An 832-nucleotide genomic window follows, 5' to 3' on the forward strand; every position below is an offset into this window, starting at 1 on the left:
CATCAAGAGAAGTCACGTTCTCATCAACAATATGAACATCTTCAAAACCAACCAGTGCTAGCCACACTTTTAGTGCTTTCGGAGACGGGAAGAAGTACACATTGCGCATTTGAGCGTAGCGTGAGGTCGGCACAAGTACAGCGTTTTCATCGCCTTCGATTACCAAGGTTTCCAATACCAACTCACCACCAGAAACCAACTGATCTTTTAGTTGAATCAAATGGTCAAGTGGAGAACGACGGTGGTAGAGAACACCCATGCTGAACACGGTATCGAACGCTTCCAGTTTAGGCAGTTGCTCAATACCCAGCGGCAGTAGGTGCGCACGTTGGTCACCGCCCATGAGTTTGCGAATTGCTTCAAACTGGATCAGGAACAGGTGAGACGGGTCGATACCCACGCAAAGACGAGCACCTTCGCCTAACATGCGCCACATGTGGTAACCATTGCCACAACCCACATCGAGCACGCTGCGATTTTTCAGTGGAGAAATGTGTGGAAGTACGCGATCCCATTTCCAGTCGCTACGCCACTCGGTATCGATATGAATGCCGTGCACCGTGTATGGACCTTTGCGCCAAGGGTGGAAAGTACGCAGTAAATTTTCTAGCTTTTTCAGTTCGCCTTCATGGAAAGGCGTATCGTTGCTGATGGTTACAGAGTTCTTGATATCAGCTTGATCTGGTGAGCCTTCTGGAATTTTGTTCAGTGCTTTCAACCAGCGACCAAAGTCACCGTGCTCTGCATTTTGCCAGTCCGTTAACTGTTGTGGTAACACATTCAGCCAAGGTTGAAGACGCGTGTCTTGGGCAATCAATTGGTAGAAATTTGC

At 48.4% G+C, this 832-nt stretch carries 1 protein-coding gene; it reads right to left on the bottom strand.

The window, feature by feature from the left end; genetic code table 11:
• Positions 1 to 832: tRNA 5-methoxyuridine(34)/uridine 5-oxyacetic acid(34) synthase CmoB (gene cmoB, locus R7R24_RS25805; RefSeq protein WP_318119975.1), on the bottom strand; the 832-nt coding region annotated here is incomplete at both ends.

Source organism: Vibrio sp. 704 (assembly GCF_033339295.1).